The organism is Thiomonas intermedia, assembly GCF_002028405.1.
In the GTDB taxonomy this organism is placed as follows: domain Bacteria; phylum Pseudomonadota; class Gammaproteobacteria; order Burkholderiales; family Burkholderiaceae_C; genus Thiomonas; species Thiomonas intermedia.
The window spans coordinates 1,124,941-1,147,126 of the sequence record NZ_CP020046.1 but is presented as its reverse complement, the minus strand read 5'-3'; the positions used below and the strand labels follow the sequence as shown (position 1 = coordinate 1,147,126).

The following is a 22,186-nucleotide window of genomic DNA, read 5'->3' as shown; positions in this document are numbered from 1 at the left end:
TGGCGTTTCATGCAACTATAACTTGCAGGCGTTGCGCCTTCCGCCATGGATTCCCGACTGATAGAGTGCTCTGCATCTCAGCGGCATCCCCAGACCTTTCATGCAACCTTCTTCTTCCCCCAAACCGACGCGGCCTCGCAGCGACGCAGCGCCTCAAGCACAGACTGGCGCCAGCGACTCCCTCGAACCGGGGCAGCTCTGGGCCCTGGTCGGCGTGCTTCTCGCGACGGTGCTGGTCGTGCTCGACGGCACCATCGTCAATGTTGCCCTGCCCACCATCTCCACCGAGTTGCGGGTCAGCGCCTCGCAGGCGATCTGGGTGGTCACGGCGTACCAGATGGCCCTGGTGATGGCCCTGTTTCCCTGCGCGGCCATTGGCGACAAGGTCGGACACCGCGCGCTATATGGAGGCGGTGTGGCGCTGTTCACCCTGGCTTCAGCCTTGTGCGTCATGGCGCCGAGCTTCGACTGGCTGGTGACCGCGCGCTTCATCCAGGGCCTGGGTGGCGCCTGCATCATGGCGCTCAACGCGGCTCTCCTGCGGGCCATAGTGCCTCAGCGCATGCTGGGCCGAGCCATCGGCTGGAGCGCGTTGACCGTGGCCCTGTCCTCGGCGGCCGGGCCCACCCTCGGCGCCGTGATTCTTTCGCTGGCCGACTGGCGCTGGCTGTTTGCCGTCAACCTTCCCGTCGGCCTGGTCACGCTGCTGGCGCTGAGGCGACTGCCGCAGGGCACGCCCACGCAGCGCCCCCTCGATCTGCCCAGCATGGGTTTGAACGCCCTGGGCTTCGCCACGCTCGTGCTCGGGGTCGACCGGCTTGCGGCCGCGCCCGCTCAGGGCGTCGTGCTGATGGCGGTGGCAGCTGCGGCGTTCGTCGCGCTGGTCGTGCGCGAATGGCGGGTCGAGGCACCGCTCATCCCGCTCGATCTCTTGCGTGTGCCCGCGTTCCGGCTGTCGGTGCTTGCCTCGATCTGCTGCTTCGGGGCGCAGATCGCCGGCATCGTCGCCCTGGTTTTCGACTTCCAGAACCGCCTTGGCGAAAGCGCCCTGGTCACCGGACTGGCCTTGACTCCGTGGCCCTTGACGGTCGCGGTGGCCGCACCGCTCGCCGGTCGGCTTGCCGATCGCGTGTCCACTGCGGCCCTGTGCACCTTCGGCGCCGTCTGCCTGGCCGCGGGCCTCCTGCTGGCCGCCTGGATGACGCAGGAGCAGCGCCTGTTGCCCCTCGTGGCCAGTACCGTGCTGTGCGGCCTGGGCTTCGGTTTCTTCCAGGTGCCGAACAACCGCAACATGTTGCTGGCCGCCCCCCGTGCACGCAGCGCGGCGGCCGGCGGCATGCAGGCCACCGCGCGGCTCTCAGGCCAGACCGCCGGCGCGGTGGCCAGCTCGCTGGTGTTTCATCTGGCGGCCGGGGCCCATGCGCCTCAGGCGGGTCTGATCGTGGCCACCAGCATGGCGGCACTGGGCGCGCTGTTCAGCGTGATGCGGGTGGCGAGGAACTCCATTCCGGTGCGTGGCGCTTACTGAACCGTTTCACAATTGACGCGAGACTCCTCTATCTATCCTTGGCGGCAGTCGCTTCAAAGGGCTGCCATGTCCTGTCGCCGCAGACTCGATCCTTGAGAAGCTGCATCGACTTTGCTCACGTATCAGTGGGACAAAACACTCCCCAACCCTGCCAAGGTCGTAACCCGACGAAGGTAGGGTTCCCCGAACTTCAGGCAGGGCCCAGAATTCTGCCAAGTACAGCGGCAATCAACGGAGGAGCCATGCGCGTGTATCGGGTAGTGAAAGGTCTGAGTGGTGGCGTATTCGTCGCAGTTTTGATGTCAGCTTGTGGAGGAGGAGGTGGAGGGGGTGGGACGGGCGCATACGCGATCGGGGGTTCAGTCTCGGGCCTTGGCTCTGGTGCCGCCGTAGTGCTGCAACAAAACGACGGCGATGATGTGTCGATCAGTTCAAACGGATCATTCCGTTTTGCGACTCCTGTGCCCGGTGGCTCGAACTATCGGGTGACCGTGAAGACACAGCCAAACGGACAAACCTGTAGCGTCACCAATGGAAGCGGTACGGTGACAGGCGAAGTGGCCGATGTCAACGTTTCCTGCGCTTCAGGCTCAGGGCAACCGCCAACGACACCATCGACGCCAACGATGGGCGTGGATGGCTTGGTGGGGGAGTGGCTCCAAAGCCTGTGCGTACAGGCATCAAGCGGAACAGGAAATCGCCTGTGGATGCGAGTCACGAAGACAGGAGATGCGAGTATCTCGTTCGATCGCGGGGTCATGACCTATGCAGCCACGGACTGCTCGGGGACCGGAGCGCCTTTGGATACGCCAACGCCCATGGGCGATGTGACCCTTTTTCGAACGGAAGCCACATCAACGCTCGCAGCAAACTGGGGCCTCTGGACTTACCCGAGCGGGCAGGCTTATTCAGTATGGGCGAAGAAGGGCGAAACCATCCTTTGCCTCTTCGCTGATACGAATCCCAGCGCTTTCCCGACAGTCGCCGATGTTGAAGGGCATGCCGATCTGGTCAACCAGGGTCATGGCTGTTACTTCAAGAAATGATGTCCAGAAGTCGGCGCATTGCTGGTCGTGCGCCGACAAACCACCTCAGCCCAGCCGACCGCTGCTCAGGCCAAGCCAGTCTGGGCGATTTTTTGGCGAGGTGGGATGGAAAAATTTCTGCGATGAAAGGGGGGTATGTCGAATGAATCGTTTGATAATCTCGCGACGAAGCGTCTCTAGAAACAAAACATTTCCAAATATGACGATCTGTCGTGATGATCATGATCAACGAGCGCTCAGCCCTGGTTGTCGATGACCATCCACTGGTCGCGCGCGGCATTGCGGATTTTCTGCGCACGCACTGCGAGTTTGCGCGTACCGATGCGATTTGCCGGGTTGCCGACCTTTGGATGCACATCGCCCAATTCGGGGCGCCGACACTGGCTCTGATCGATTTTTGGCTGCCGGAGGGTACGGCGCTGTCGATGCTGGGACGGTTTCGGGACGATTATCCAGCCACTCGACTGCTGGTCATCAGCGGGGACGGCGATCCCATGATCCGTGACAAGGTACGCCGCTTGGCCGCCGATGGTTTTGTGCTGAAACATGCGGATCCGGCTGTTTTTGCCCTGGCCGTCGCTGCGGTACTGCGTGGCGATGCATGGTTCGACGATACGTCGGTTGCCGCCCCGGCAGCCAACGAAGCGCGCGGTCTGCCGTTGAGCCACGCCGAGCTCGGCTTGACGCCGCGCCAAGGAGAGGTTCTCGCCCTGATGCTCAAGGGCTTGCCCAACAAGCGGGTTGCGCAACAGCTTTCGCTGACCGAACAAACCGTCAAGGAACATGTGAGCGGTATCTTGGAACGGCTTGGGGCACGCAGTCGTGTCGAGTTGATTGCCCGGCTACTCGGAAGGCGGAGCGATGTCTGATCAAGACAAAGCGCAGCTGGCCGACGTTGGCAAGGAACTCGGTTACGACGATATAAGCCCGTCTGGCAGGGTGGGGCTGCTCGACGTGGCTTTCGCCCGGATCAACTACGGCTTCGGGGCGATGGTCGTTGTCAGCCTACCCTTCATAGCCTGGTATATCCATCTCGGCCAGAATCCACTCGGGCTCGTGCTGTGGTCGGTTTGGTATTTCATCGGGCTTCTGGTGGTTCGCTGGCAGTATCGGCGCTACCACCTCGAGCGCGCCGAAGGCGAGCCCGAGGCGATCCTGCGCCGCTGGTCGCCGCGAATTCACGGCATGGCACTGGTTTACGGCAGCAGCATGGCCGTTCCTCCGTTACTGACGGCCCATCACGCCACGTTCGAATTCCAACTGCTCTATCTGGTGACTGTTGCAGCCATCGTCGCTGGCAATTCCGTGCATTCATCGCCGGTGTTATCGGTATTCCGCAGCTTTTTCCTGACGGGTTGGGGCGGCGTGACGCTGCTGGTGCCTTACAGCTTTCCGGGTTACTGGTATTACGTGATGCCGCTGACCCTGATCTATATCCGCACGATGCTCAAGCACTCAGCCATATCGCATCGCTTCTTCGTGCAAAACATCGTGCTGCAGGAAAAAGGCGCGCGACTGGCCGAGAACTTCCGCCGGGCCAAGGAAGAGGCGGAAAAGGCCCTGTACGACAAGAACCTGTTTCTGACCACGGCCAGCCACGACCTGCGCCAGCCGGTGCATGCCATGGGCTTCCTGGTCGAGTCGATTTTGCGAAGCAATCGCGACCCGGCGCTCGACGCCGCCCTAGCCGATCTGCGGGAAAGCGTGCGTTCGGCCACGCAGATGTTCAACGCGCTGCTCGACCTGTCCCGGATCGAGAGCGGCCGGGTTCAAATCAAGACCGAAGCCGTCGATCTGACCGAGATGATCGCCAACGTCGCGACCATCTTCCGCGAGGAGGCGCGCAATCGGGGACTGGTCTTGCGCGTCCATCTACCGGCGGACGGGGCGATGGCCGTCGCCGACAGGACGCTACTGCGCCAGTCGCTGAGCAACCTGCTGCACAACGCCCTGCGCTATACGCGCCAAGGAGGCATTCTGCTGGCCGTTCGCCGACGAGGCGAGGGCTGGCAATGCGAAGTCTGGGACACCGGTATCGGAATCGCAACGCGCGACGGCGCCGAGATCTTTTCGCCGTTTTTCCGCAACGAGCATGCCTGGGATATCGACAGTGCCGGCCACGGACTGGGGCTGGCCGTCGTCGCCCGCTGCTGCGCCATGATGGGTGCGACGCACGGATTCCGCTCCCGCGAGGGCAAGGGTTCGTGCTTCTGGCTTCGTCTCGATGCGGCGAAGGAAGTGGGGCATCCCGCCCTCGCTGGACCGGCCGCCTCGACCTTGCCCCAGACGGTGCCGCATTGGTCGGGTGCTTGCCTCGTGGTCGATGACGACCCGTTGGTACGTAGTGCTTGGCAAACCATGATGCAAACCTGGGGTCTGCAGGTCGCCTGCGTCGAATCGGGTGGACAGGCGATGCGCCTTCTTAAATCCGGCTTCAAACCGGATGTCGTATTCTGCGACCAGCGGCTGCGCTCGGGCGAGAGCGGTTTCGAGCTGTTGTGTGAATTGCTTGAACGCCTGCCCGATGCGAGCGGAGCCATGATCAGCGGCGAACTGGATTCCCCGGAACTGGCGGAGGCTGAAGAGCAAGGCTATCTCGTGCTGCGCAAACCGGTGGAGCCAACGGAACTGCAGGCCGTGCTTGGACACTGGTTATTGTCTCAAGATGGGTCGCGCCTATGCCCTTTTCCTTCCTGAGGTCGACCCGAATCGGGTGGTGACCGAGCGCAAGACTTGTCGGGGCGACCGCCTCAAGGGCGGTCTCAACGTTGACCTCTTTATGAGCAATCAATCTTTGCACGATGGCTCGGAAGCGCCCAGCCTCAGCACTTGCCCGCCGCCTTCAGCAGTGCATTGCACGACCCACCCGCTGTAGGCTTGCTGCCCTTGCCGATCTCGGAGCAAATCGCATCGGACACGGCGCGCCCGAACTGTGATACCGAGCCGGTGACGTAGCAGGCGAATTGCTTGCCGGTGTTGGTCTTGACCATGTAGCTCGCTTTTACGCCGTCATCGACGCGATCGGCGATGGTGAATGAGCCTTTGGCCAGGCCGAGGGCCTGGGCAGTGTTTCGCTCGATGGCCTCATTGCTGACAGCAAATGAAGCGCAGCCCGAGCTCAAGGCAACGAATCCGGCTACCGCGGCCAGCACAAGCGTCTTCTTCATGGGTGCGTTCCTTTTTAGGGTTGCTGATGGGTAGTGGGAATGTCCCAAAACTGCCGCGATCTTTCAACCCTACTTCGGTAGGGCTGCGCCGGCTGGTGCTATCGCCAGATAATCCGAAGAGTGAGTCCCTACACGAGGGGTTCGTTATGGAGTTCAAAATTCTTGGGTATACCCAATGTCTACGCTACAGCGGCTTTTAATGGTGTGCGCGGGATCCCTCCTCTTGCCTGTAGAGGCTTTTGCCTTTGGCGCGATCCTGCAATATGAAGGCGATGTCGATGATCGGGTGGCTTACTTTGCCGATGTCAGAACGATTGCCAATCGAACCCCGCCAGACCAGATCATGGGACCGACGGAAATCCGCGAGATCGACGTGACCGCCGTCTACGAAAACGCGAACAAGCCGGAGTTCGTCCGTATGAAACTGCAGTTCCAATGTTCGAATACTTTTTCGATGGACATGACGAACCGCAAGATCACCGAAAACAAGACCAAGGGCCGGGCTGGCGATGCCGTTACTTTTCGCATCGGACCGGGCAGCTACAAGTTAAGGCGTTCCGACCTGAAAACCGAACCCGTGGCGGTCAGCGACTGGAAAACGTCGAATGCGCCGATGCTTTCGAAGGCCGGGACGATCGCCTGCAACGACATCGAATTCGATAAGGCCTTGCACGCTGCCATCAAGGGCAACACCTTCGATTTCGACGGCTTCGGCAAGCGCATCGGCAAGCTGGGCTTGCCCGAGGATATGCCGCTGATCGGCGCAACGCTGCCGTCGGAGTTTCTGGACTTCGCCTGGGAGAACTTCTGGTGGGACAAGGTTCTGGCCGGAAAACGCCCCGACCCCAGCGGGAAATGGGCCCAGCCGCTTTCCGAAGCCGATAGGCAGGCGGCGATAGAAAAGCTGAAGCGGAAGCAGCAGGAACTGGAGTCCGGCACCGCATCGATTCGAGCTGGTCTTCTGGAGCGCATCAAGAAGACCAATGCGGAAATGAAGGCCGATCTGGAAGTGGCCAAGAATGCCGGCAAGCATCCGGATGGATCGAAGATGAACAAGCGCGAGGCCAAGCTCATGGCCGTGTTCGGCGGCCGGCCCGAGCGGGAAGTGATCGCGACCATGGGCAACCCCGATGATTTCAACCAGACCGCCGACGCGCGCTTCCTGCGCTACAGCGCCTGGTGGGAACAGCAGGGCGTCACGGTTTACGGTGCGCAGGGCGTCATCGGCGGGGACCCGGGCGGTTATGCCGAATGCTTCGCCGAATTCAGCGTGCGGCCCGACGCCAGCGGCGAATGGCGGGTGGACGATATCGTCGTCCGTGGCGACTACGAGGGAACGGGGTCGCGCGAAATCCGGCTCGTTTGCGACGACGCCATCAGGCCCAAGCACTGATACAACCCAACACCATGTGGTCCCGGATGCAGTGACCATCCATGCCAGTCACTGCAGTTTCGAAAAATGAAAGGTAACTGGAAAATGATGAAAACAGTGATTCTGGCTACCACGCTCATGGTTGCGACCGTTCCCTGCCACGCCAAGACCGAAGTCCAGGGGGAATCTTTCGATGTGCTCGCCTCCGTGATGGAGACCAATGCGAAGGAGATCGATGCCGGGGACATCCTGACGTCTAACAAGGAGGCGGCGATCCGGTACCGCGAGAAAATCATCGCTGGCTGGTGGGAGTTCATGCAGGCCAATTCGAAAGCCAGGCCGGGCGAGTACTGTGCGGCGACGTTCCTGCGCGCCAAGCGCGTCAAACACGAAAGGGGGGATGGCATTTCCGACGGCATGATGGTCACCCTGTTCGGTCCCGGGGGGAATTATCGAGGCGCGCTCCTCGGGTTCTCGCCACTGGGCAAGGACCACGCCTTCCCGAAATTAAAGAACCGGCAGCCGGTCAAGGTCACCTTGAAACAAGGCGATGTCGCCCCGGTGACGCTGAATGCGATCTACATGGAAGTGAGCCCCAGCGCGCCGCCGCTGATCGTCTTCGCCGTGCCGAGCATCGAGGCGCTGATGGGGGGCATGGAAGATCAATGGAGTTTCGAGGTCAGTTACGAAGGCCAATCGATCGCCAATATCGAATGGCATGATGGTCTTAAAGCCCGAGACGAGCTGAAGAAATGCCTTGCCGGGCGGCCGTTCAACAATGAGCGTCAGTGGAAAGACTGAGATCAGTGGAGGGAGCGACCTGCCCCATTGCCGGGCGGTATCGGCAAGGCGGCGTCTCTTGGTCCAGAAAGGGCCGGTCAAGCAGGGCCGGTCAAGCGAAGGTCTCGATCGGCGCAGATCAGGCCGATGAACGGCGCGGCGTCTCGTTGAGGTTCAGCCGCCCGCAATGGCGCCGACCACGAGCAGCGGCTCGCGTCCGCGGGTGACTTCGTCGGGCAGCGGTGCGTCCAGCGCGGTGTTGGAGAGGTCGGTCTGGCAGGCGTAGAAGCGGATCAGCGGTCGGCGCTGCCGTGTGGCGCGGTCCCGTATGAGGCCGACGAGGTCGGGATGCGCGGCGTCGATGGCATCGAGCACCGCGGCGAGCGTGGCGGGCCCCTGAATGTCGAGCGCGAGTTCTCGCGTGCAGCGCGCGAGGCTGTAGAGGTGGTGGGGCAGCTGGACGCGTATCGCGGGCATGAGCGCTAAGCCTCCGTCACCTCAGGGTCTGCACCGAGATCGAGAGCACGGGCGGCAGGTCGCGCACGATGGCCTGCCAGTGGTTGCCGCTATCCGCCGAGACATAGACCTGGCCGCCAGTGGTGCCGAAATACACGCCGCACTCGGGCAGGCGATCGACCGCCATGGCGCCGCGCAGGATGTTGACGTAGCAGTGCTCCTGCGGCAGGCCGTGGGTCAGCGCCTCCCACGCGCCGCCGCCGTCCTTGCTGCGGTACACGCGCAGTTTGCCTTCGGGCGGGTAGTGCTCGGAGTCGCTCAGGATCGGCACCACATACACCGTGTCCGGGTCGTGCGCATGCACCGCCATGGCAAAGCCGAAATCGCTGGGCAGATTGCCGCTCACTTCGCGCCAGTGGCCGCCGGCGTCGTCGCTGCGCATCACGTCCCAGTGCTTCTGCATGAACAGCGTGTCGGGCCGAGCCGGGTGCATGGCGATGCGGTGCACGCAGTGGCCGATCTCGGCCTCCGGGTCGGGGATGTACGGCGAGTGCAGGCCGCGGTTGATCGGCCGCCACGAGGCGCCGCCGTCGTCGCTGCGGAACGCGCCGGCCGCCGAGATCGCCGCGTACATGCGCTGCGGATTCGTCGGATCGAGCAGGATGGTGTGCAGGCACAGGCCGCCTGCGCCCGGCATCCATTGCGCGCCCTGCTGTTCGCGCAGCGCCGGGAGTTCGCTCCACGTCTGGCCGCCGTCGGTGGAGCGGAACAGCGCGGCATCTTCCACCCCGGCGTAAACCGTATCCGCGTCGGTCGGAGAGGGCTCGAGATGCCACACCCGCTTGAAGGCCCAGGGCTTGGACGTGCCGTCGTAATACAGATGCGTGCCCGCATCGCCGCTGTAGGTGAAGTCGTTGCCGACGGCGTTCCAGCTTGCACCACCGTCGTCGGAGCGCTGGATCACCTGGCCGAACCAGTCCGACGACTGCGAGGCGTAGAGCCGGTCCGGATGGGCCTGCGAACCGGCGATGTGATAGACCTCCCAGCCGCCGAAGAACGGCCCGGCGACCTGCCAGTCGCGCCGCGCGGCTTGAGAGGTGAGGATGAACGCGCCTTTGCGCGTGCCGACGAGAACCCTGACGCCATTCATCTTGTGTCTCCTTGCGCTATTGGCCGAAGCCATGCTCATTGGCGAACGTAGCGCAGATGCGTTGCGCCGGGGCTATCGAGAACCCTGTCGATGCGGAACTGCGGCAAGGGCTCGCTCAGATGGTCGAAGAGCCGCCTGCCGCCGCCGAACAACACCGGGGCCAGGGCGATCTCCAGTTCATCGACGAGGCCGAGGTTCAGGTATTGCTGGATCACATCGGCCCCGCCCGCGATTCGCACGTCGCGGCCTCCCGCGGCCTCCCGCGCCAAGGCCAGGGCGTGTTCGGGGCCGTCATGGATGAAATGGAAGGTCGTGCCGCCCGGGCGCACCCAGGGCTCGCGCTTCTCGTTGGTCAGGACGTAGACGGGGGTGTGAAACGGGGCCTCTTCCGGCCAAGCCTGCTCGCCCTGGTCGAACATGCGTTTGCCCATGATGTTGGCGCCGATGCGCTCGCTTGTGTGGCGTACCAGATCGTTCACCGCGCCGGTCTCGCCGCCGGTGCCGAAATGATGCGCCTCGCGGAAGGACTGCTGATTCAGCAGCCAGCCCATCAGCTTTCCCCATTTGACGCCCCAGTTTCTGTACCCTGGATTGGCCATGGTCATGCCGTCGGGGGCCAGATAGCCGTCGAGACTAAGGCCGATATTGACGAAGACTTTGCTCATGTTTTTCCTTGGAAGGGAGAGAAGGACTAGCCGCACGCGAGCCGACGCGACCGCGCGTCTGCATCACGGCACGTAGCAGGGCGCGCACTCGCGGACTTCAACCGTGGCGAAACGGGCGGCCGGGCAGGTTTCGGCGAGGCGCACCGCCTCGTCTCGGCTCGGACATTCGATGAGGAAAAAGCCGCCGACCATTTCGCGGGTTTCGGCGAACGGGCCGTCGGTCAGCGTGGACTTGTCGCCGCGGCGCTGCACGCGCACGGCATGGCTGTCCGGACGCAGCGATTCAGTCGCCACCAGCTGACCCTGCGCCGCAAGATCCTGGCCGAAGGCGATCATCTCGGCGTACAGCGCGCGGCCTTCGTCCTCCGACCGGGTGGTGCGCTGACCGCGCGGTTCGAGAATCATCAGCATGTAACGCATTCAAGGCTCCTGGTTCGTTCTCTCAAGGAAACGCCCGGCCGCCCCAAGTTCCCTTGACCCCCACGGGGGGCGGGCTGGGCGCAGCCCGGCACTGGGGGCGCTCACTAGGCGTTGACGGCATTCGTGCACGGACGATCAGTTCGAGCTGCCGCAGTCTTGTTTCGAGGCGGCGATGATCTCTTCCGGGCGCATATCGCGGATATGCGTCGCCACCGACCAAAGATGGCCGAACGGGTCGCGCACCTGGCCGTAGCGGTCGCCCCAGAACATGTCGGCCGCCGGCAGCACCATGGTCGCGCCAGCTTGCACCGCCTGCGCCATGGTGGCGTCGACGTCCTCCACATAGAGGTGGACGATGACCGGCGTGCCGTTCAAGCCGAGCGGACTCTGCATGCCCCACTGCGGACTTTCTTCAACAAGCATCAGCGCCGAGTCGCCGATGAACATCATGCCGTGCATGAGCTTGCCGTCCGGGCTGAGCAGGCGGCCGCTGTCGCGCGCACCAAAGGCGTTGATATAGAAGTCCATCGCCGCAGGGGCGTTGCGGCAGACGAGATGGGGCGTGAGGCTGTGCATGCCGGGCGGAATGGCGGGGACGTTGGGGTTCATGAGAATCTCCTCGGTGGGGTGGCCCTTGAAGGGTTGATATCGATACGACGCGCGAAGGCGGCTGGAATCGACATTGGTGTGAGCGTCACAACCTTACGCCGTGCCTGGCCGGGACGGCAACCCGGGGTCGCCGAACGCTCTGAGAAGCCTGACCTCGGCCACAGCGGGCTGACCGTCGGCCGCCAGATTCGGCAGGCGACGCGACCATTCAAGGGCTTCCGCACGCGAGGCAACCTGAATCAGGATGTAGCGCGCAGCGAGCGTGCTGGCATCGGGGAAGGGGCCGCTCACGATGTGGCGCCCGCCATGGGCTCCGAAATGCACGCGCCAGCCGTCGCAACTGGGTCTGAGTGTGCCGGCGTCGAGCAGCACCCCGGCCTGCGCCAGTTCCTGGTGAAAGACCGCCATGGTCGCCGCCCGGTCGAGCCATGGCTCAGTCACCGAGCCGGTTTCTGCTTCGCACGCCGGGCTGGATGGGATGAAGAAAAGGTAACGCATCGAGGTCTCCCGGGGTCGTCAAGACAGCCCAAGCTATCTGCACGACGCGCCAGCGCGTGGGATTTCGACCCAAGGCGCCGGTGCCGAGGCTTATGGGGCCGGACCTTCGCGCCCCATTACGACAACTTCGTCGGTCCGCAGCGTGCGGCGCGCTCGCGCATCAGCCCGCGTTCGGCCTCGTTGCCCGCGAGCTCGGCGGCGCGCGTGAAGGCGGCGTGGGCCTCAGTCCTCTGGCCAAGCCTGTCGAGCAGGTCGCCGCGTGCCGCGTGAAGCAGCGGGTAGTCGAGCAATTCGCGAACGTCGCTCAGGGTTTCGACCAGCGCCAGCCCGGCCGCCGGGCCTTCGGCCATGCCTACGGCAACCGCGCGGTTGAGCGCCACGACGGGCGAAGGCGCAACGCGCAACAACGCGCCGTAGAGCGACGCGATGCGGCTCCAGTCGGTGTCGGCAAAGCGGGGCGCGCGGGCATGGCAGGCGGCGATGGCGGCCTGAAGGGTGTAGAAGCCACGCGCGCCGTCGGCGGCTTCGGCGCGGGCCAATGCGGCGATGCCGCGGTGAATCAGCAACGCATCCCAAAGCCTGCGATCCTGCTCGGCAAGCAGGATCGGTCTGCCTGCGTCGTCCACGCGTGCGTCCAGACGCGAGGTCTGCAATTCCATCAAGGCCGTAAGGCCATGCACCTCGGGCTCGTGCGGCAGCAGACCGGCGAGCACCCGCGCCAAGCGCAGCGCTTCTTCGCACAGCGCCGGGCGCGTCCAGTGCGCACCGGCGCTGGCGGCGTAACCTTCGTTGAACATCAGGTAGAGCACTTCGAGCACCACGGGAAGACGCTCGGCCAGTTCGGTGCCACGTGGCACTGCGAAGGGCAGATGCGCCTCGGCGAGCAGGCGCTTGGCGCGCACGATGCGCTGCGCGATGGTCGGCTCGGACTTGAGGTAGGCGCGCGCAATCTCGGCCACTGACAGACCGCCAACCACCTTGAGGGTGAGCGCGGCGCGGGCCTCGGGAGGCAGGCGGGGATGGACGGCGGTGAAGACCAGGGCCAGCATCTCGTCGCCAATGTCGTCGTCGATCGCGCGGTCCACCGCATCGGCGTGATCGGCCTCGCGAATGGCGTGTTGAAGGTCGGTCTCCGCGCCTAGCCTGGCGTGCAGCGGCGCCGCCGTGGCCGTGTGCCGCAGGCGGTCGAGGGCGTGGCGGCGTGCGGCGGTCAGCAACCAGGCGCCGGGCTTTTCGGGCATGCCGTCGCGGGGCCAGGTCTGCAGCGCCGCAAGCAACGCGTCCTGCGCGCAGTCTTCCGCCAGGGCGAGATCGCGGGTGATGCGCGCCACCTGCGCCACGATCTTCGCCGACTCGATGTGCCATAGGGCATCGAGCGTGGGGGCGAGATCGGAGGCAGGGCGGCTCATGGGGCGACGAGGGGGCTGGGGTGCGGTGGAGCGGGTGATCGCGAGGGCGTCCGTCCGGTCCCCAAGAGTATCGGAATATCCGTGCCTTCGGCGCTCGCAACGGGCGCCGAAGGCACGGGAGCTGCAGATCAGGGGCCGTGCAGCGGGCCGCTCGCCGCGAGCATGGCCGGAAGCGCCGCCATGGTCGCGATAAAGTAAGCGGCTCTACGAATCTTGCATGCCCAGAGAACCTGGGCCGAAACCATGTCAAAGACTTCCGACACGCGGCCTGCAGACCGCATCATGTTGCGCGCCAAACTGCACCGCGCCACGCTGACGGGCGCCGACCTGCATTACGAGGGGTCGTGCGGAATCGATCAAGCCTTGCTGGAGGCCTGCGACATTCTGCCGGGTGAGCAGATCGAGATCTACAACGTGACCAACGGGGCGCGACTGAGCACCTACGCCATCGTCGAGCCGCATGGCAGCGGTCGCATCACACTCAACGGCTCCGCTGCACGTCATGCGGCCCTGGGCGATTTGCTCATCATTTGCACCTATGCACCGATGGACGACGCCACGGCGCGCACCTTTCGTCCTCGCATCGCGCTCCTGGACGCCCACAATCGAATAGCGTCGATGAAGCCGTAGAGCTGGGCTTTTCCTGGCAAATAGAGTCGAAAACGCCGGGCCTTCGTGACGCGGACCGGCGCCACACCGTTGCAGCCGCGGTCCGTTCCGAAGTCGAAGACAGACGCCGCTCAAAGGCAACGTGCCGAGCAAAACGCATCAATAAAGTCGCGAACGGATTCGTCCAACGCCAACGGTTCGCCGGACGCATCGCTGGAAATCCACATGGGGGAGGCAGCCTGACGAAATCTGCTTGCCCCGATCCCCAACGTCGCGCCCGCTCATCAAGGGCTTGGACGCCCGGTCGGCGGTATCAACAGAACGCCTTTATTCGACCGATTTAGCATTATTTACGGTCACATCGGATCTGTTTCTGATGACGGACTTGGCCAGCCAAAGGGCGAGCTTTGCGGCGACGCGCGCAATGCACCTCGTACCTTCAAGTGCGGCAACGCGTAGGCCGCTCCTGATGCTGCTGGTGCGGGTGCTCATCCACAACGAGCGGGTGCAATGCGGGCCCTGCAGGGCCTGCTGTTCGACCGACTTGATGCGTAGAGCATGGGGCCGATCCGATCGATGTCAGTGCCGTAGCGCGCCCGGTTCTCGTCACTGATTGCCTCGCTGTTCAATGCCACCGGTACTCCCTTTTGAGCAGACTTCCGCATGGGTGGAGGCTTGCGCGCAGCGCACTTCCGGGCGTACCCCGTCGTGATCTCAGCAGTGATAAAATATGTCATGGCTGATCAAAAGCGGTACGACGAAACGCACAAGATTTCCGACAAGCGTGGCAATGGATTGCTGCGCCGGGAAATCTGGGTCGATGCCAACGGTCGCATCACACGCTACAACCTGGCCTACATCAACCATACGCTCCACAGAGGAGACAACGGTCGCGTCATCGGCTACGACAATGCGCACGATGGTCACCACAGGCATTCCTTCGGGCGCGTTGAGCCGGTGGCTTTCGTATCGTTCGAGGACATCGAAGCACGTTTCGAACAGGACTGGACAGCATTGAGGAAGGCACCATGACCAAGCTCATCATCACCACGGGCAACGACGCAGACTTTTTCAAGCGGGGGCGGCGCGTTGCCCAGGCGGCCGACCAAGGCGAGACGATGGCGGATGAACACGTCTTGAGCTTTGAGGACCCATCGGACATGATGCGGCTCATCACAGAAGCACGTCTGGCTCTGTTCCGTGCCGTGAAAGACGAACCTGGCTCGATCACCGCCATCGCCGAACGGCTGCACAGGGATCGCAGCGCAGTCAAGCGCGACGTGGACATCCTGCAGGCCGCAGGCATGGTGACCGTGGACGAGAAAGTCCTGCCCGGACATGGCCGCATGCGGGAGGTCCGCGCGACAGCACAACGCCTGAGCCTGCAGGCCGAAGTGGCTTAGGGCAACGCTGAACAGGCTCTCGTGATGGCGCGGGACGGCGTTTAACTGAAATTCCACTGGCACCACTTGCCCTCAGTGCATGGGCGAGCTACGCACGACCCCACCAAGGCAGGCTACCCCCTGTGCGGTGGCCATGCCACCAGGCCGCCACACTGACGAGACCCCAATCTTGGCCAGAAGTTTCTGACCTTCAGATCGTTTTCGACTTTATTGCCGCGTTTTCGACTTTAATAATCTGTTTTCGACTATTTTTATCGGGAACAAAATTCATCGCCTGCCGCCCAGCCTCACTCCACCGTCACACTTTTGGCTAGATTGCGGGGTTTGTCGACATCGGTGCCGCGGGCGGTGGCGGTGTGGTAGGCGAGGAGCTGCAGGGGGGCGACGTGGAGGATGGGGGAGAGCGCACCGTAGTGTTCGGGCAGGCGGATGAGGTGCACGCCGTCGCTGGCTTCGATCTGGCCGTCGGCGTCGGCGAAGACGTAGAGCTCGCCGCCGCGGGCGCGCACTTCCTGCAGATTGCTCTTGAGCTTGTCGAGCAGGGCGTCGTTGGGGGCGACCGCCACCACGGGCATGGCTTCGGTCACCAGGGCCAGCGGGCCGTGTTTGAGCTCGCCCGCGGGGTAAGCCTCGGCGTGGATGTAGGTGATTTCCTTGAGCTTGAGCGCGCCTTCGAGCGCGATGGGGTAGTGCAGGCCGCGGCCGAGGAACAGGGCGTTTTCGCGGCGGGCGAACTGCTCGGCCCAGGCGATGATCTGCGGCTCAAGGGCCAGCACGCTCTGCACGGCGGCGGGCAGGTGGCGCAGGTCGGCCAGCATCGTGGCCTCCGCTTCGTCGCTGAGCCTGCCTTTGGCGCGCGCAAGTGCGCCGGCCAGCAGGTAGAGCGCGACGAGCTGGGTGGTGAAGGCCTTGGTCGAGGCCACGCCGATTTCGGCGCCGGCGCGGGTGAAGAACTGCATGGCGGTTTCGCGCGCCATGGCGCTGGTGGCGACGTTGACGACGGCCAGGGTGTGGGTATGGCCCAGGCGCTTGGCGTGTTTGAGCGCGGCCAGGGTGTCGGCGGTTTCGCCCGACTGCGAGATGACGACGACCAGCGCGCTCGGGTCGGGCACCGAGTCGCGGTAGCGGTATTCGCTGGCGACCTCCACTTCGACGGGCACGCGGGCGATCGATTCGATCCAGTACTTGGCGGTGAGCCCGGCGTAGAAGCTGGTGCCGCAGGCCAGGATGCGCACGCCGCTGATGGCCGGCATGACCTCGGCGGCCTGCGCGCCGAACAGTGCGGGGGTGATGGACTGGATGCCGTCGAGCGTGTCGGCGATGGCGCGCGGCTGCTCGAAGATCTCTTTCTGCATGAAGTGGCGGTAGGGGCCGAGCTCCACGGCGGCGGTGTAGGCGGTGATGGTGCGCACCTCGCGTTCGACCGGCTTGCCGTCGCGGTCGGTCACCCAGACCTTGCCGAGCTGCAGATCGGCCACGTCGCCGTCTTCGAGGTAAATGAACTGGTCGGTGGTGCCGGCCAGCGCCAGGGCGTCCGAGGCGAGGAAGTTCTCGTTCTGCCCCAGGCCGACGACCAGCGGCGAGCCGTCGCGCGCGCCGACGATGCGGTGCGGCTCCTCGCGGCTGAACACGGCGATGGCGTAGGCCCCGTGCAACTGCCGCGTGGCGGCCTGCACCGCCTCGAGCAGATCGCCGGCGTAGAGGTGGTCGATCAGGTGGGCGATGACCTCGGTATCGGTCTGGCTCTCGAACTGGTAGCCGTCCGACTGCAGCATGGCGCGCAGCGCCTCGTAGTTCTCGATGATGCCGTTGTGCACCACGGCGATGTGCGCCGACTGCGCCTTGCTGTTCGGGCCGCCGGAGAAATGCGGGTGCGCGTTGCTCGTGGTGGGCGCGCCGTGCGTGGCCCAGCGGGTGTGGGCGATGCCGGTGAAGGCCTGGAGCGACTGCGTCTGCGCGTCGAGCTCGGCCACGCGCGACACGCTGCGGGCGCGCTGCAACTGGCCGTCGGCATAGACGGCGACGCCGCAAGAGTCATAGCCGCGATATTCGAGACGGCGCAGGCCCTCGATCAGGATGGGAACGATATTGCGTTGAGCCACGGCGCCGACGATGCCACACATGAACAGACTCCTACGGTTGGATTGGGCGCCATGATAGGCAGGCGGGCATGAAATGGGCTGGCAATATTTCACGAAAAATGAAGATGGATTCCATGTCATTGGCATGTCGGAATAAAATTCCAAAACCAAACAATTTATGGAATCAGGATGGATGCCATTGAACTGGACGAGGCTGATCGCCGCCTGCTGGAGGTGCTGCAACAAGATTGCTCTCTGAGCAATCAGGAGCTGGCCCAGCGCGCCCACCTCACGCCGCCCACGTGTTTGCGGCGGGTGCGCCGTCTGGTCGACTCGGGCGTGATCGAGCGGCGCATCGCGGTGCTCAATGCCGAGCGCGTCGGCGCGGGGCTGACCGCGATTGTCGAAATCACGCTGGCCGAACAGGCCGCCGAGCGCATGACGGCGTTCGAGACCCTGGTGGCCGACGTGCCCGAAGTGCAGCAGTGCTACCGCGTTTCACCCGGCCCCGATTTCGTGCTGATGCTGTTGGTGGCCGACATGCCCGCCTACCACGCCCTGGTGCACCGGCTGTTCACCGCGGCCCATCAGGTGCGCAATGTGCGGGCCTTTTTTTCGGTGCATCGCAGCAAGTTCGTGCCGCGGGTGCCTCTGCCCGATTGAGGTTGCCCTGGCGATTCCAGGCCTGATGGGGTCGGAATGCTGGCGGTTGAAACGGCTCCCCACCCCGGCCCTCCCCACAAGTGGAGAGGGAGTGACCACGATTCCCCACAGAGTGGGGAGGCTGGGATGGGATTACGCAGATTGCGCGCCGCGCTGCTTTCTCCTCCCCCACAGCGTGGAGAAGGCTGGGAGGGCTTACGCAGATCGCGCGTAGCGCAGTCTTCTCCTCCCCCACAGCGTGGGGGAGGCTGGGAGGGCTTACGCAGATCGCGCGCAGCGCAGTCTTCTCCTCCCCCACAGCGTGGGGGAGGCTGGGAGGGGGAGTCCGTCGCAGGGCGTGGCCCACGACTCGCCCGTGGGTCTCCAGTCTGGGCCCCTAGTGTCTTTCCTTATTTATTCTTCTCCGGGCGTGTCCAGCCCTGCAGGGTCACGGCGCGGGCGCGGGCCACGGTGAGGGCGCCGGCGGGTACCGCCTTGGTGACAGTGGAGCCCGCCCCTACGGTGGCGCCTGCGCCGACCGTGATGGGGGCGACCAGCACGGAGTTGGAACCGGTGTGCGCGTCGTCCTCGATGACGGTGCGGTGCTTGTTGGCGCCGTCGTAATTGGCCACGATGGTGCCCGCGCCGATGTTGACCCGCGCGCCCACCGTGGCGTCGCCCACATAGCTGAGGTGATTGGCCTTGGAGCCCTGGCCCAACGTGCCGTTCTTCACTTCGACGAAGTTGCCGATGTGCACGCCATCTGCCAGCGCCGTGGTGGGCCGCAGGCGGGCGAAAGGCCCGATCAGGGCACCAGCGCCGATGCTGGCGCCGTCGAGATGGCAGAAGGGGTGCACGACCGTGCCCGCGCCCACGCGCACGTCGCGCAACACGGCGTACGGCCCCACGCGGGCGCCATCGGCCAGATGCACCTCGCCCTCGAACACGCAGCCCACGTCGATGAACACGTCGCGCCCGCAGTGCAGGGCGCCGCGCACGTCCAGCCGTGCCGGGTCGGCCAGGGTGACGCCGGCGTCGAGCAGGCGGCGCGCCGTGCGCCGTTGCACCACGCGCTCCAGGTGCGCGAGCTGGCTGCGGTCGTTCACGCCGAGCACGTCGTCGGCATCGGCCACGGTGGCGGCGCGCACCGGCACGCCGTCGGCCACGGCCAGCGCCACCACATCGGTGAGGTAGTACTCGCCTTGCGCGTTGTCGTTGCGCAACTGGCCCAGCCAGCGGCGCAAATGCGCGACCGGCGCGCACAGAATGCCGGTGTTGCACTCGCGCACCGCGCGCTGCGCAGGCGTGGCGTCTTTATGTTCGACGATGCCCTGCACCGCGCCGTCGGCATCGCGCAGGATGCGGCCATAACCGGTCGGGTCGTCCAGCTCGACGGTGAGCAGCGCCAGCGCCCCGGCCTGCGCCTCGGCTACCAGCGGCAGCAGGCTGGTGGCGGGCGCCAGCGGCACATCGCCATAGAGCACCAGGCAGACGCCGGTATCGGGCAGCTCGGGCAGCGCCTGCTGCACCGCATGGCCGGTGCCGAGCTGCGGTTCCTGCAGCGCAAAACGTAAATGCGGCAGATTAGGCCGATGCGCGAACGCCTCCCGCACCCGCTGCGCGCCGAAGCCGGTGACCACCACCGCGCGCTCGGCCGCCAACTGATGCACGGTGCCCAGCACATGGCCCAGCAGCGGCTGGCCCGCCAGAGGCTGCAGCACCTTGGGTAGGTCGGAGCGCATGCGCGTGCCCTTGCCAGCGGCCAGGACGACGACGGAAAGGGCGGGGGATGGGGTTGGGGCGGTAGTCATGTCGCGCATTCTAAGGAGCGGGAATGGCGGCATGGCCCTGGTGACGGCCTGAAAAAAACCCCGCATCGGCGGGGTCGGCGGCGCTTCAGCGTGTGGTCAGGCTGCTGCAGTGCGCACCACGCTCTTGGGTACCTCGGTGACGAGGCGCTGCAGCAGGAACTTGGGCAGGCCGATCCACATGTCGAGCAGGGCCACGCCCATTTCGAGCATGGCAATCGGGCAGGAGAGCGCCCCACCGATGAGCACGAACCAGGCGAAGTCGGGGTTCTGCTTGGTGAGGAACCAGCCGGAGAAGTCGAGCAGCATGGCGATGAACGGTGTGATGACCGAAATGGCCTTGATCTGGCTGTGCACCCGCGTCTGCAGGAACAGCCAGCCCGCCACCCAGAAGATCAGGCCGAGCATGGTCAGGTGCACCATGCCGGTCATCAGCATCGCGTTGTACGACATGCCGGTGTCGACCTTGGCCACGGCCTTCACGTCGTCATAGCTTGCCAGGGGCGGGTTGTGCAGCTGTTTGCTCATGGCCACGCTGTGGCACATCATGCAGTGCTGGTCGATGATGGGCTTGATCTGGCTGTCGTACTCGGCCTTGGTCTGGCCGCCGACCACCCAGGTGTCGATGGTCTTCTGCAGTTGCGGCCATTGCTCTTTGGGAATGCCCGCGTTGGTGAACATCGTGGGCAGCACGGTCTGCAGCTTGCTGCTGTCGCGGTTGCCGTAGTACGAAATCTGGATGTCCCTGAGGGTCACGCCGGTCTTGCCGTCCAGCCCCGCGTGGGTGACGTAGAGATAGGCTTCGGCGCAGAGCAGGCCGATGCAGACCAGGAAGATGAAGCCGGTATGCAGCAGTTTCTCCGGCACGGTGAGTTGATGAAGGGAACGCATGGTGGTGAGGCTTCCTCGCTAAGTGTCAGCGGTTGTGAACGCGCCTGTGTTTTAACTTTTGTCAAAAATGCCGGGTTATCCTAGTGCGTAAAAACCCTTAAGTGCAATGCCTGAGTTGCAAGCATGGACACGGGCAACGTTTTGTTTCTATTGAGATTTACCCCCTGCAGTATGTTGAGGGGCATGGCGCCGTTACGCTGTGACCCATCCCCCTGCTTCGCTGACGTTCGGACCTCTCCGGTGGCCGTGGACGCCCCTTATCCTCCATGCCCATGCACCCCCGCTATCGTCCCGCCGCGCTTTGGCGCCTGACCCGCAAAGAACTGCGCAAATCCTGGCTGAACTTCGGCGTGCTGTGGGTGGGGGCGGTGCTGGTGGGGCTGGCCGCGGTGCTGTTCGCCAACTGGGCCAACGATGCGCTGAACATCTTTCTGGGCTGGATCGAGGGGCGGCCGTGGCTGGCCCTGATCATCACACCGGCGCTCAGCGGCGGCGCGGTGTGGATGACCCGCCGATGGTTCAACGGCAGCGAAGGCAGCGGCATACCGCAGGTGATCGCCGCGCTGCACGGCAAGCGCGATGACACCCGCATTCCCCGGCTGTTCGGCCTACGCATCCTCATCGGCAAGCTCGGTCTTGGCCTGATGGGCATGCTCGGCGGCCTGACGCTGGGCCGCGAGGGGCCGACGGTGCACATCGGCGCCTCGATCATGTACGAGATGCGGCGTTTCTATCCGCGCGTATCGCTGCGCATGGAGCGCATGCTTTTGCTGGCGGGCTCGGCGGCCGGCCTGTCGGGCGCGTTCAACACGCCGCTGGCGGGCATTCTGTTCGCCATCGAGGAACTCACCCGCAGCTTCGAGGTGCGCACCAACGGCGTGCTGATCACCAGCATCGTGTTCTCCGGCCTGGTGTCGCTGGCCCTGGCGGGCAACTATCTGTATTTCGGCCAGATCACGGCGCCTGACATCTTCCCCATCGCCTTCATCCTGCCGGTGGTGATCGCCGCCGTGCTGTGCGGGCTGGCGGGGGCGGCCTTCAACCTGGCACTTCTCAGGCAGGCCCGCTGGATTCCGCGCGGTGTGCTGGCCTGGCGCGACCGCTCTCCGCTGCTCTGGGGCGCGGGGCTGGGCCTGCTGGTCGCCGTGATCGGCATCGCCACCGGCGGGCAGACCTGGGGCAGCGGCTACGACCAGGCGCGGCACCTGCTGATGAATCACGGTGAGCAGGTGAGCTGGTATTACCCGCTGGTGAAGTGGCTTTCCATGGTGCTGTCCTACATCACGGGACTGCCCGGCGGACTGTTCTCGCCTTCGCTGTCGATCGGCGCGGGGTTCGGCCAGTGGGTCAGCCAGTGGTTCGGGCAGTATCCGCAGTCGGCGCTGGTGGCCATCTGCATGGTCGGCTACCTTGCGGCGGTCACCCAGTCGCCGCTGACCTCGTTCGTCATCGTCATGGAGATGATCAATGGCGGCGGACTGGTCATTCCTCTCATGGCCACCGCGCTGATCAGCAGCCGGGTGGCGAACTTCTTCACGCCACCGCTGTACGAGGCTCTGGCCGTGCAAAAGTACTACGCCTTGCCGCCCGGCGCCGCGCCCGACGCGCCCGACGTGCGGCGTTGAAATCCGGCAACGGCCCCGGGCTCACGG

General features: G+C 64.5%; 22 protein-coding genes. 11 read left to right on the top strand and 11 right to left on the bottom strand.

The genetic code is table 11. The features are described 5' to 3' along the window. Positions 1-100: 100 nt before the first annotated feature. The 4 genes from BVH73_RS05345 (at position 101) to BVH73_RS05335 (ending at position 5,271) form a co-directional block, all read left to right on the top strand. Complete coding sequence (locus tag BVH73_RS05345; protein ID WP_079416758.1) at positions 101-1,528, top strand: MFS transporter; 1,428 nt, start codon at positions 101-103, stop codon at positions 1,526-1,528. A 392-nt stretch (positions 1,529-1,920) separates the two neighbouring features. After that, positions 1,921-2,574: a hypothetical protein gene (locus BVH73_RS15710; protein ID WP_154048429.1), complete on the top strand. Its 654-nt coding sequence runs from the start codon at positions 1,921-1,923 to the stop codon at positions 2,572-2,574. A gap of 215 nt (positions 2,575-2,789) precedes the next feature. Next, positions 2,790-3,443, top strand: a complete 654-nt coding sequence (locus tag BVH73_RS05340; protein ID WP_245800420.1) for a LuxR C-terminal-related transcriptional regulator — start codon at positions 2,790-2,792, stop codon at positions 3,441-3,443. Continuing rightward, positions 3,436-5,271 (top strand): ATP-binding response regulator, encoded by a 1,836-nt coding sequence (locus BVH73_RS05335; RefSeq protein ID WP_079416756.1) that lies wholly within the window; start codon positions 3,436-3,438, stop codon positions 5,269-5,271. Before BVH73_RS05340 ends, BVH73_RS05335 begins: the two co-directional genes overlap by 8 nt. Before the next feature lie 125 nt (positions 5,272-5,396). Here BVH73_RS05335 and BVH73_RS05330 read toward each other — a convergent pair whose 3' ends face one another. Next, a complete protein-coding gene (locus BVH73_RS05330; protein WP_154048428.1) occupies positions 5,397-5,741 on the bottom strand; it encodes a hypothetical protein in 345 nt (114 codons plus the stop codon). Positions 5,742-5,916: 175 nt separating this feature from the next. On the opposite strand from BVH73_RS05330, the gene BVH73_RS05325 reads away from it, so the two are divergent. After that, on the top strand, positions 5,917-7,134 hold the full coding sequence (locus BVH73_RS05325) for a hypothetical protein (RefSeq protein ID WP_154048427.1): 1,218 nt from the start codon (positions 5,917-5,919) through the stop codon (positions 7,132-7,134). 66 nt (positions 7,135-7,200) lie between these two features. Beyond that, the gene (locus BVH73_RS05320) at positions 7,201-7,914 is read left to right on the top strand and encodes a hypothetical protein (protein ID WP_154048426.1); all 714 of its coding nucleotides are present in this window, start codon (positions 7,201-7,203) and stop codon (positions 7,912-7,914) included. Between the two features lie 153 nt (positions 7,915-8,067). Here the strand turns inward: BVH73_RS05320 and BVH73_RS05315 are convergent, their stop codons facing one another. The 7 genes from BVH73_RS05315 to BVH73_RS05285 all read right to left on the bottom strand — a co-directional run bounded on the left by BVH73_RS05315 (position 8,068) and on the right by BVH73_RS05285 (position 13,100). Continuing rightward, positions 8,068-8,370, bottom strand: coding sequence for a MoaD/ThiS family protein (locus tag BVH73_RS05315; RefSeq protein ID WP_079416750.1), 303 nt, complete (start codon positions 8,368-8,370; stop codon positions 8,068-8,070). Between the two features lie 16 nt (positions 8,371-8,386). Next, positions 8,387-9,499, bottom strand: coding sequence for a WD40/YVTN/BNR-like repeat-containing protein (locus BVH73_RS05310; protein ID WP_079416748.1), 1,113 nt, complete (start codon positions 9,497-9,499; stop codon positions 8,387-8,389). Positions 9,500-9,534: 35 nt separating this feature from the next. Next, the gene (locus BVH73_RS05305) at positions 9,535-10,164 is read right to left on the bottom strand and encodes a dihydrofolate reductase family protein (RefSeq protein ID WP_079416746.1); all 630 of its coding nucleotides are present in this window, start codon (positions 10,162-10,164) and stop codon (positions 9,535-9,537) included. Between the two features lie 63 nt (positions 10,165-10,227). Further along, positions 10,228-10,584, bottom strand: a complete 357-nt coding sequence (locus BVH73_RS05300) for a YciI family protein (RefSeq protein ID WP_079416744.1) — start codon at positions 10,582-10,584, stop codon at positions 10,228-10,230. Between the two features lie 135 nt (positions 10,585-10,719). After that, positions 10,720-11,193 (bottom strand): VOC family protein, encoded by a 474-nt coding sequence (locus BVH73_RS05295; RefSeq protein ID WP_079416742.1) that lies wholly within the window; start codon positions 11,191-11,193, stop codon positions 10,720-10,722. Between the two features lie 93 nt (positions 11,194-11,286). After that, complete coding sequence (locus tag BVH73_RS05290) at positions 11,287-11,691, bottom strand: YciI family protein (protein WP_079416740.1); 405 nt, start codon at positions 11,689-11,691, stop codon at positions 11,287-11,289. Between the two features lie 116 nt (positions 11,692-11,807). Beyond that, the gene (locus BVH73_RS05285) at positions 11,808-13,100 is read right to left on the bottom strand and encodes an RNA polymerase sigma factor (RefSeq protein ID WP_079416738.1); all 1,293 of its coding nucleotides are present in this window, start codon (positions 13,098-13,100) and stop codon (positions 11,808-11,810) included. Between the two features lie 243 nt (positions 13,101-13,343). On the opposite strand from BVH73_RS05285, the gene panD reads away from it, so the two are divergent. From panD to BVH73_RS05270, 3 genes are all read left to right on the top strand, one after another. Beyond that, complete coding sequence (gene panD / locus BVH73_RS05280) at positions 13,344-13,730, top strand: aspartate 1-decarboxylase (protein ID WP_169836755.1); 387 nt, start codon at positions 13,344-13,346, stop codon at positions 13,728-13,730. A 714-nt stretch (positions 13,731-14,444) separates the two neighbouring features. Continuing rightward, entirely contained in the window at positions 14,445-14,741 is a 297-nt protein-coding gene (locus BVH73_RS05275) for a toxin-antitoxin system TumE family protein (protein ID WP_079416734.1), read from the top strand. Then, positions 14,738-15,112, top strand: a complete 375-nt coding sequence (locus BVH73_RS05270; protein ID WP_079416732.1) for an HVO_A0114 family putative DNA-binding protein — start codon at positions 14,738-14,740, stop codon at positions 15,110-15,112. The genes BVH73_RS05275 and BVH73_RS05270 overlap by 4 nt, the downstream gene beginning before the upstream one ends. A gap of 287 nt (positions 15,113-15,399) precedes the next feature. On the opposite strand, the gene glmS is transcribed toward BVH73_RS05270, so the two are convergent. Further along, positions 15,400-17,235 (bottom strand): glutamine--fructose-6-phosphate transaminase (isomerizing), encoded by a 1,836-nt coding sequence (gene glmS / locus BVH73_RS05265; protein ID WP_079416730.1) that lies wholly within the window; start codon positions 17,233-17,235, stop codon positions 15,400-15,402. 147 nt (positions 17,236-17,382) lie between these two features. Here glmS and BVH73_RS05260 point away from each other — a divergent pair, with 147 nt between their 5' ends. Next, positions 17,383-17,856 carry an Lrp/AsnC family transcriptional regulator gene (locus BVH73_RS05260; RefSeq protein WP_079416728.1) on the top strand — a complete coding sequence of 158 codons (474 nt, stop codon included), beginning with the start codon at positions 17,383-17,385 and terminating at the stop codon, positions 17,854-17,856. A 389-nt stretch (positions 17,857-18,245) separates the two neighbouring features. Here the strand turns inward: BVH73_RS05260 and glmU are convergent, their stop codons facing one another. Both glmU and BVH73_RS05250 read right to left on the bottom strand, forming a co-directional pair. Beyond that, a complete protein-coding gene (gene glmU, locus BVH73_RS05255; RefSeq protein WP_245800419.1) occupies positions 18,246-19,646 on the bottom strand; it encodes a bifunctional UDP-N-acetylglucosamine diphosphorylase/glucosamine-1-phosphate N-acetyltransferase GlmU in 1,401 nt (466 codons plus the stop codon). Positions 19,647-19,742: 96 nt separating this feature from the next. Then, entirely contained in the window at positions 19,743-20,534 is a 792-nt protein-coding gene (locus tag BVH73_RS05250; RefSeq protein WP_079416724.1) for a hypothetical protein, read from the bottom strand. 266 nt (positions 20,535-20,800) lie between these two features. On the opposite strand from BVH73_RS05250, the gene BVH73_RS05245 reads away from it, so the two are divergent. Further along, entirely contained in the window at positions 20,801-22,159 is a 1,359-nt protein-coding gene (locus tag BVH73_RS05245; protein ID WP_245800418.1) for a chloride channel protein, read from the top strand. Positions 22,160-22,186 lie beyond the last annotated feature (27 nt).

What these genes read in the sequence shown, in the direction of transcription:
- BVH73_RS05345 (WP_079416758.1), top strand. Translation starts at nt 101, where the DNA reads ATGCAACCTTCTTCTTCCCCCAAACCGACGCGGCCTCGCAGCGACGCA.
- BVH73_RS05340 (WP_245800420.1), top strand. Translation starts at nt 2,790, where the DNA reads ATGATCATGATCAACGAGCGCTCAGCCCTGGTTGTCGATGACCATCCA.
- BVH73_RS05335 (WP_079416756.1), top strand. Translation starts at nt 3,436, where the DNA reads ATGTCTGATCAAGACAAAGCGCAGCTGGCCGACGTTGGCAAGGAACTC.
- BVH73_RS05330 (WP_154048428.1), bottom strand. Translation starts at nt 5,741, where the DNA reads ATGAAGAAGACGCTTGTGCTGGCCGCGGTAGCCGGATTCGTTGCCTTG.
- BVH73_RS05325 (WP_154048427.1), top strand. Translation starts at nt 5,917, where the DNA reads ATGTCTACGCTACAGCGGCTTTTAATGGTGTGCGCGGGATCCCTCCTC.
- BVH73_RS05320 (WP_154048426.1), top strand. Translation starts at nt 7,201, where the DNA reads ATGAAAGGTAACTGGAAAATGATGAAAACAGTGATTCTGGCTACCACG.
- BVH73_RS05315 (WP_079416750.1), bottom strand. Translation starts at nt 8,370, where the DNA reads ATGCCCGCGATACGCGTCCAGCTGCCCCACCACCTCTACAGCCTCGCG.
- BVH73_RS05310 (WP_079416748.1), bottom strand. Translation starts at nt 9,499, where the DNA reads ATGAATGGCGTCAGGGTTCTCGTCGGCACGCGCAAAGGCGCGTTCATC.
- BVH73_RS05305 (WP_079416746.1), bottom strand. Translation starts at nt 10,164, where the DNA reads ATGAGCAAAGTCTTCGTCAATATCGGCCTTAGTCTCGACGGCTATCTG.
- BVH73_RS05300 (WP_079416744.1), bottom strand. Translation starts at nt 10,584, where the DNA reads ATGCGTTACATGCTGATGATTCTCGAACCGCGCGGTCAGCGCACCACC.
- BVH73_RS05295 (WP_079416742.1), bottom strand. Translation starts at nt 11,193, where the DNA reads ATGAACCCCAACGTCCCCGCCATTCCGCCCGGCATGCACAGCCTCACG.
- BVH73_RS05290 (WP_079416740.1), bottom strand. Translation starts at nt 11,691, where the DNA reads ATGCGTTACCTTTTCTTCATCCCATCCAGCCCGGCGTGCGAAGCAGAA.
- BVH73_RS05285 (WP_079416738.1), bottom strand. Translation starts at nt 13,100, where the DNA reads ATGAGCCGCCCTGCCTCCGATCTCGCCCCCACGCTCGATGCCCTATGG.
- panD (WP_169836755.1), top strand. Translation starts at nt 13,344, where the DNA reads ATGTCAAAGACTTCCGACACGCGGCCTGCAGACCGCATCATGTTGCGC.
- BVH73_RS05275 (WP_079416734.1), top strand. Translation starts at nt 14,445, where the DNA reads ATGGCTGATCAAAAGCGGTACGACGAAACGCACAAGATTTCCGACAAG.
- BVH73_RS05270 (WP_079416732.1), top strand. Translation starts at nt 14,738, where the DNA reads ATGACCAAGCTCATCATCACCACGGGCAACGACGCAGACTTTTTCAAG.
- glmS (WP_079416730.1), bottom strand. Translation starts at nt 17,235, where the DNA reads ATGTGTGGCATCGTCGGCGCCGTGGCTCAACGCAATATCGTTCCCATC.
- BVH73_RS05260 (WP_079416728.1), top strand. Translation starts at nt 17,383, where the DNA reads ATGGATGCCATTGAACTGGACGAGGCTGATCGCCGCCTGCTGGAGGTG.
- glmU (WP_245800419.1), bottom strand. Translation starts at nt 19,646, where the DNA reads ATGACTACCGCCCCAACCCCATCCCCCGCCCTTTCCGTCGTCGTCCTG.
- BVH73_RS05250 (WP_079416724.1), bottom strand. Translation starts at nt 20,534, where the DNA reads ATGCGTTCCCTTCATCAACTCACCGTGCCGGAGAAACTGCTGCATACC.
- BVH73_RS05245 (WP_245800418.1), top strand. Translation starts at nt 20,801, where the DNA reads ATGCCCATGCACCCCCGCTATCGTCCCGCCGCGCTTTGGCGCCTGACC.